At 49.4% G+C, this 7,420-nt stretch carries 10 protein-coding genes and 1 pseudogene; 4 read left to right on the top strand and 7 right to left on the bottom strand.

Going from position 1 to position 7,420, the window contains the following annotated elements; all coding sequences use genetic code 11:
* From feoB to WIH05_RS13165, 4 genes are all read right to left on the bottom strand, one after another.
* On the bottom strand, window positions 1–1,423 hold a 1,423-nt coding region (gene feoB, locus WIH05_RS13180), incomplete at its 3' end, for a ferrous iron transport protein B (protein ID WP_337425497.1).
* 11 nt (window positions 1,424–1,434) lie between these two features.
* Complete coding sequence (locus WIH05_RS13175) at window positions 1,435–1,668, bottom strand: ferrous iron transport protein A (protein WP_022273393.1); 234 nt, start codon at window positions 1,666–1,668, stop codon at window positions 1,435–1,437.
* Between the two features lie 169 nt (window positions 1,669–1,837).
* Window positions 1,838–2,050 (bottom strand): FeoA family protein, encoded by a 213-nt coding sequence (locus WIH05_RS13170; protein ID WP_158357694.1) that lies wholly within the window; start codon window positions 2,048–2,050, stop codon window positions 1,838–1,840.
* Entirely contained in the window at window positions 2,047–2,220 is a 174-nt protein-coding gene (locus WIH05_RS13165) for a FeoB-associated Cys-rich membrane protein (protein WP_022273391.1), read from the bottom strand. The genes WIH05_RS13170 and WIH05_RS13165 overlap by 4 nt, the downstream gene beginning before the upstream one ends.
* 204 nt (window positions 2,221–2,424) lie before the next feature.
* On the opposite strand from WIH05_RS13165, the gene WIH05_RS13160 reads away from it, so the two are divergent.
* From WIH05_RS13160 to WIH05_RS13145, 4 genes are all read left to right on the top strand, one after another.
* Complete coding sequence (locus WIH05_RS13160; protein WP_022273390.1) at window positions 2,425–3,627, top strand: FprA family A-type flavoprotein; 1,203 nt, start codon at window positions 2,425–2,427, stop codon at window positions 3,625–3,627.
* Between the two features lie 63 nt (window positions 3,628–3,690).
* Entirely contained in the window at window positions 3,691–3,849 is a 159-nt protein-coding gene (rd, locus tag WIH05_RS13155; RefSeq protein ID WP_022273389.1) for a rubredoxin, read from the top strand.
* Between the two features lie 32 nt (window positions 3,850–3,881).
* On the top strand, window positions 3,882–4,973 hold the full coding sequence (locus tag WIH05_RS13150) for a M42 family peptidase (protein WP_022273388.1): 1,092 nt from the start codon (window positions 3,882–3,884) through the stop codon (window positions 4,971–4,973).
* Window positions 4,974–5,055: 82 nt separating this feature from the next.
* The gene (locus tag WIH05_RS13145; RefSeq protein WP_022273387.1) at window positions 5,056–5,226 is read left to right on the top strand and encodes a DUF1540 domain-containing protein; all 171 of its coding nucleotides are present in this window, start codon (window positions 5,056–5,058) and stop codon (window positions 5,224–5,226) included.
* Between the two features lie 124 nt (window positions 5,227–5,350).
* Here WIH05_RS13145 and WIH05_RS13140 read toward each other — a convergent pair.
* From WIH05_RS13140 to WIH05_RS13130, 3 genes and pseudogenes are all read right to left on the bottom strand, one after another.
* A pseudogene (locus WIH05_RS13140) lies at window positions 5,351–5,482 on the bottom strand (manganese catalase family protein); the annotation flags it as partial.
* 49 nt (window positions 5,483–5,531) lie between these two features.
* Window positions 5,532–7,040, bottom strand: a complete 1,509-nt coding sequence (locus WIH05_RS13135) for a recombinase family protein (protein WP_337425496.1) — start codon at window positions 7,038–7,040, stop codon at window positions 5,532–5,534.
* 83 nt (window positions 7,041–7,123) lie between these two features.
* Window positions 7,124–7,288: a transcriptional regulator gene (locus WIH05_RS13130; protein WP_337425495.1), complete on the bottom strand. Its 165-nt coding sequence runs from the start codon at window positions 7,286–7,288 to the stop codon at window positions 7,124–7,126.
* Window positions 7,289–7,420: the final 132 nt, after the last annotated feature.

The following is a 7,420-nucleotide window of genomic DNA, read 5'->3' as shown; positions in this document are numbered from 1 at the left end:
CGGCCGCCACTCCGATGAAATACATGAGGGGAGCGATATAACCGGCGGCCTCATAATTTCCCGTGGTCCAGCCCGTCATGATCCCGCCCATAAGAGCGATCACCGGGAGCTTTGCGCCGCAGGGCACGAAGGTAGCCGTCATAATGGTCAGCCGTCTGTCATTATCGTTTTCAATGGTACGGGAAGCCATGATCCCCGGGATCCCGCAGCCCGATGAGATCAGGAGCGGAATGAAGCTTTTGCCGGAAAGCCCGAAATGACGGAACACCCGGTCCATGACGAAGGCGATGCGGACCATGTAGCCGCAGTCCTCCAGGATGGAAAGGAGCAGGAACAGAATGGCCATCTGGGGAAGGAAGCCGAACACTGCTCCCAGACCTCCCAGGATCCCATCCACCACCAGACCTGTCACCATACTTCCGGCTCCCAGGCTGCTGAGTGCTCCAGCAGCCGCCTCCTGAACAGCGACCACAAAGGAGTCGTTGGCCCAGTCAGTACCCATGGTCCCCAGGGTGGTAACAGAAATATAATATACAAAATACATGACTGCCGCAAAGATCGGGAGTCCCAGGATCCTGTTTGTAACGATCCTGTCGATCTTATCCGACGTGCTGAGTTTCGCCGGCGCTTTCTTTACAGCCTCTCCGATCACCTCTCCGATATAGCCGTAACGGGCATCGGTGATGATACTTTCCATGTCGTCATCCATATCCCTTTCCAGGCTGTCCGCCTCTGTCCGGATGGATGCCATGGCGGAGGCGGACAGCTTCAGGTCAGCTTCCACCTTTGGATCCCTCTCAAGAAGCTTAATGGCATACCAGCGTCTCAGAGACGGTTCCACCCGGTCCCCAAGAGCCTCCTCTGCCTTTAATATGGCGCTTTCCACCCGGGCCGGGAACACACGGCCAGGGGCCTTCCATTTCTGTTCCCTTGCAGCATCCACCGCCTGGTCTGTCACTTCCTTTAAGCCCGTTCCTTTAAGGGCGGAGGTCTCCACCACCTGACATCCAAAGAGCGCGGAAAGCCGTTCTGTGTCGATCCGGTCTCCCTTTTTCGCCAGCAGATCGCTCATGTTCAGGGCAATGACCACCGGGATCCCCAGCTCCAGAAGCTGGGAGGTCAGATACAGATTTCTCTCAATGTTGGTGGCATCCACCAGGTTGATGACCGCCTCCGGCCGCTCCTTTAACAGATAGTCACGGCTTACCACTTCCTCCAGTGTATACGGGGACAGGGAATAGATCCCCGGCAGGTCCGTTATGATGATCTCTTCATCTCCTTTGGAGGTTTTCAGCCGTCCTTCTTTCTTTTCCACCGTCACGCCGGGCCAGTTGCCCACGTACTGGTTCGCTCCCGTGAGCGCGTTGAACATGGTGGTCTTTCCACAGTTGGGATTTCCCGCCAAAGCAATCCTGATACTCATGTTTCTCCTCCTTAAACGCCTTCTTTTACCGTCACATCGATGCTGTCCGCATCGGCCTTTCTCAAGGAAAGCTCATATCCCCGGACCGTGATCTCCACCGGATCTCCCAGGGGAGCCACCTTCCGGACATAGATCTCACTCCCCTTTGTGATCCCCATATCCATGATCCTGCGGCGGAATGCCCCCTCTCCGTGGATCTTCACCACAGAAACCGTTGTCCTCACTGGAACCTCCCGTAATGTCATAGCGTTCTCCTTCCTCCTCCTCTTTTTCATCCCCTTATATGGGGGCACATCTGCTTCCTGGCATAGTTTTAGTTACCCTATACTAACTTCACGTTTTTTAGTTGCCCACGGCTAACCCGTGGGCCCTTTGATGGAGCCGGAGGCTTTTAAGGCCCTGCGGCTCTTGTTTCTATACCATAATGTGCTTTGCCATTTCTTTATTGACGGCTACTCTGGAATCCTTAATATGGATGATCATATTTCCGCAAAGCTCGGAGACCACCCGGACCTGGCTTCCGTCCACAAATCCAAGATTAGCCAGAAACCGCCTTGTATCGGCAGCTCCCCCGATCCGTTTTACCACTCCGGTCTCTCCCGGACGCAAAAGAGTAATTGGCATCATGCTCCCTCCTTCGCATTTTCTCTGCCGCAGCAGCAGCCTCCAGAACACCCGGAGCAACTTCCGCAGCCGCAGGCCGTTTTTCCTGCCTTCTTCTGGCTCCTCATGAATCTCAGCACGGCCACTGCCGCGCACGCCACCAGGAGCAGTACGATCCCATCTGCCAGACTCATTGGATCACCTCTTTTCTTTTTGGTACTAATTATCAATTTCAAATGAATTATATTCCTCTCAGCTGAAAAAGTCAACCCTTTTTTCGTATTTTATTTCGTACACAAAACTGCTTGAAATCTTTGTCCATACACTTTAAAATATGGGTAAACGCCGGACCTGCTGTGCCAGGGCCGGTTCTGAAACAATGCTTAAGGAGGTTTTTCATGAACTGCAGCAGAAGACTCACCGATACACTTTACTGGGTCGGCGCCAACGACAGGCGGATCGCCCTGTTTGAAAATGTATACCCCGTTCCCCGGGGCGTTTCCTATAATTCCTATCTGCTCTTAGATGAAAAGACAGCTCTCTTTGATACCATCGACCAGGCATTTACCCACCAGCTCCTGGAAAATGTTTCCTCTGTGCTGGATGGACGCTCTCTGGACTACCTGATCGTCAATCACATGGAGCCCGACCACTGTGCCTCCATCGCTGACATCCTCTTCCGGTATCCTGGGGTGAAGATCGTCTGCACTGCCAAGGCTGCAAATATGATGAAGCAGTTTTTTGAATTCGATGTGGACCAGTATGTGGTTCCCGTAAAGGAGGGCGACACCCTTTCCCTGGGCGTCCATACCCTGACCTTCGTTATGGCCCCCATGGTCCACTGGCCTGAGGTCATGGTCACCTATGAGACCACGGAGAAGATCCTGTTCTCCGCAGACGCCTTCGGCTCCTTCGGCGCCATCGACGGAAATATCTTTGCCGATGAAACAGACTATAAAAACCAGTGGCTGCCGGAAGCCAGAAGATACTACTGCAACATCGTCGGAAAATACGGTCCCCAGGTACAGGCCTTATTAAAGAAGGCCTCCAGGCTGGAGATCTCCATGATCTGCCCGCTCCACAGCCTGGTATGGAGGAAGGATCTGGACTGGCTCCTGGAGAAATATTCCCGCTGGAGCTCCTATGAGCCGGAGGAAAAAACCGTGCTCATCGCCTATGCCTCCGTATACGGCCACACAGAGCAGGCCGCCGATGCCATTGCTGCAAGGTTAGCGGAGCGGGGAGTACCCAATATCGCCGTTTACGATGTGTCCAAGACCCATCCGTCCTATATCCTGGCTGACGCCTTCCGCTGCTCAGCCCTGGTATTTGCATCCATCACCTACAACAATGGGATCTTCTGCAACATGGAGACCCTGCTGCACCAGATCGCTGCCCATAACCTCCAGAACCGGACTGTGGCCTTTTTGGAAAACGGCTCCTGGGCCCCGGTGTCTGTAAAGCATATGACGGATACCTTCGCATCCTTAAAGAACATGAAGGTGCTGGAGGAAAGTCTGACCATCCGGTCTTCCTTAAAGAACTGCCAGGGAGACTGTCTGGAAGCTCTGGTTGATTCCATTTTCCAGTCTCTCGCATAATTTTTTCTGGAAATGGTTATACAACAATATACTACTATATTTTATCCACAGGAGGAACTGACTATGAAGAAATATGAATGCGAAGTATGCGGTTACATTTATGATGAAGCAGCCGGAGATCCGGATAACGGCATCGCTCCCGGCACCAAATGGGAGGACGTTCCCGAGGACTGGGTATGCCCCTTATGCTCCGTCGGCAAAGACCAGTTTAAAGAGGCCTAACAGCTCTATAAAAAAATAAAAGGGGAATTCTTATGGGAATCAAAGTAAATCAGGAAACACTCCAGATGATCGCCGATCTTTCCAACGCCAGGGGCGCTTCCGGCTTCGAGGACGAGACAGTCCAGGCGGCAGCAAAGCACATTGGCGAGGGCTATACCACCGAAGAGGACTGCCTGCGCAACTTCTATATGTACCGCACTGCCAACTCCGGCAATAAGCCGGTGTTCATGCTGGACGCCCACAGCGACGAGGTGGGATTCATGGTCCATTCCATCCGCCCCAACGGAACCCTCCGTTTCGTGGCCTTAGGCGGCTGGAACGTGGGCTCCCTCGCCTCCTCCAAGGTGCTTGTGAGAAACTCTGAGGGAAAATATCTTCCCGGCGTCATTGCTGCAAAACCGGTACACTTTATGTCGGCTTCAGAAAAAGCATCTGCCGGGGCAGCGGATATCTCCTCCCTCTCCATCGACATCGGCGCTGTGAGCGCAAAGGACGCAGCTGAAAACTTTAAGATCCGCATCGGCGAGCCGGTGGTTCCGGATGTTACCCTGGAATACGATGAAGAACATGATCTGATGTTCGGCAAAGCCTTTGACTGCCGCATCGGCTGCGCAGCTCTCATCGAGACGCTCCGCCGGTTAAGGGATGAAAAGCTGGACGTGGACGTGGTGGGTGTTCTTTCCTCCCAGGAGGAGGTAGGCGAACGCGGCATGAAGGTGGCCGTAAACCACATAAAGCCCCAGATCGCCATCTGCTTCGAGGGCTGTCCGGCAGACGATACGTTTACTGAGCCTTACGCAGTCCAGACGGCCTTCAAAAAAGGACCCATGCTGCGCTTCATGGACAAATCCATCATCTGCACTCCCAGATACCAGCGCTATGCCCTGGATCTGGCTGAGAAGCGCGGTCTTATGGCCCAGGCGTCTGTCCGGGAGGGCGGCGGCAACAACGGTGCCATTGTCCATACGTCCTTAGACGGGATCCCGTCCATCGTCATCGGCGTTCCGGTGCGGTACATCCATTCCGTCCACGGCATTGCCTCCTACTATGATTTTGAAGCCACCGTAAAACTGGCCGTAGAAATCGTAAAATCCATGAATGGAGATATTATTAAATCTTTTTAAACGATTCCAATATCTTCCAACATGATTTTCCTGGTCCGTGACATACTAACACCATCCCAGAAAACAAAGGTGGTGAACGACCATGAACCAGGAAAAGAACGAATGTATCCAGTGCTCCATCCACAACTGCGTACACCACGCGGGGACTGCGGATTACTGCACACTGGACCGGATCCATGTGGGGACCCATGAACTGAACCCCACAAAGAAGGAATGTACCGACTGTGATTCCTTCCAGTATAAAATGTCCTGAGGCGGCTGATCTGCCATCGGGGTATGGGAAAAGCCTGGCAGCTGCACCGATCTGCAGCCGCCAGGCCTTTTTTATCCGGCCGTCCTTATTTCAGACGTTTCCGCCTCATGTGATTTCTGGTTTTTTATGCGTTTCCCTGTCTCATACAGCCGCCAGGCCCCTGGGGAGCCGCCGCCTGGTCAAAGCTGGGATTGAAGGCATAAAAGTTCCGGCTGTCCAGACGGTCCTGGAGGCCGCGCAGGGCTTCACCGAAACGGGAAGATTGAAGTAGATTTACCTCAAAAATGATAGCGGATAAAACCGCCTTAGATTTTCCATGTGATTTCAATATTCCCGTTTGCCACCTTGATAACTTTGATTAAAGCGTCAACAACTGCCTGTTTATCTTCAAAGGAAATGTTATCCCATTTCTTTACATGGTCTGTTATTTGTCCCATTTTGTTTTCTGTATGCGTACAAGTAAGAGAAATGATTTCTTCCTGTAAAGTTTGGCGTTCAGTGTCTAACTCGGAAACCTTATCATTGATGTACTTCATCAAGATAGCGTTTGCACTTCCTACTTTGGAAAGCAGGTCGTTAATTTCCTCGTCTATTTGTGTCAAACGGATTTTGTTCTTTGATACTTTAGGTACAGATTTGTTTTCTTCTTCATCTGATAGCTTCTTAAATTCAGACAGCTTTTCACGAATGGCTTTTAACATATATTCCTCTAAAACGTCTGCATAAACAGTGCTTCCCGTTCCTTTACAGTTACCGTTATGTCCCGATTGACTGCAAACGAAATATCGTCCCCATTTTGTTTTTGCTTTCCGAATTACCAAAGCATAACCGCAGTTTCCACATTTTACTTTTCCTGTAAGCCATGAGTTCTTCGGTTTACAAGTTTGTGTTGACTGGCGATTATTTAGACAGCGTATCCTGCAAGCTAACCATGTGGCAGAAGAAATAAAGCCTTTATGTGGTGCTAATACTATTTCCTTGTCCGTAAGGTCACACTGTTTTCTTGTTGTTGATACCGTTCCTTTATATAGGTAACAGGCATTATAACCTGTAAAATCGCTTGCCGGATTATAAACATCTGCTCCTTGACTTTTGAAGAAGTTATACACGTCAATATCAGCTTCCACATATACAGGATTTCTCAGCATTTCACTTATTCTTGCAGAAGTCCAATTTCCTCCGCGTAATTGCTTAATACCATGCTTATTGAGATACCGTATAATGTCGCCAAGAGAATTAGCCGGGTCAGCATACAACGAATAAATAAGTTTTAGCTGTTCGCTTTCTTCCGGGACTTCTTCATACATGGAAGTGCGGATATTGTCAATGATAGTTTCCTTTAAGCGATACCCATAAGGAATACGTCCACCCATGTAAAAACCCCTCTTATTTCTTGCATAATAAGCGTCAGTAACACGTTTTTGTATTGTTTCTCGTTCCAGTTGAGCAAAGACAATACAAATATTCAACATGGCTCTGCCTATGGGTGTGGAAGTATCAAACTTTTCTGTTGAAGAAACAAATTCTACATGATATTCTTGAAACACTTCCATCATATTAGCAAAATCCAAGATTGAACGACTAATACGGTCTAACTTATAAACAATTACGCGCTTAATTTTCCCCGCCCGAATATCATTCATCATTTTTTCAAAATCCGGTCGGTTCGTATTCTTCCCACTAAACCCTCTATCGGCATATTCGATATAAGGGTCGCCATGAGTTTCATACCTGCAATATTCAAGCTGGCTTTCAACGGATATACTGTCTTTTTTTTCGATTGACTGGCGTCCATATAATGCGTCATACATCATGTTCGTTACCTCCGAACAAGACGTTATGACATAAGCCGCCCACACTTATATTATAGCATTGAACAGACAGTCCTTCAATTACATCATTCATATTTCCGAAAAATCTGAAAAAGCTGCCTTGCGATTTCTCGTTTGGCAACTTCCTGCGGTTTCTGTAAATATTGTGGGCGACGATTTATTACAACTAATTGCATTTTCTGTTGATTGATTTCATCTTTATCAATCCTATAAGAAACTTTATCTTCCATAAAATATACCCCCTTTGGTATTCCGTACATCTTATGAAAGACAGCAAGTACACTATTACAAGGTAAAAATAGACAGTTCAGACGGTCTTAGCAAACCTCACAAGAATTTCACTTCCGCATGGTTCTCATGCA

Source organism: Alitiscatomonas sp., from assembly GCF_037242085.1.
In the GTDB taxonomy this organism is placed as follows: domain Bacteria; phylum Bacillota; class Clostridia; order Lachnospirales; family Lachnospiraceae; genus Alitiscatomonas; species Alitiscatomonas aceti.
Note: the sequence above shows the minus strand (reverse complement) of the source record. Positions and strands in the feature narration are given on the sequence as shown.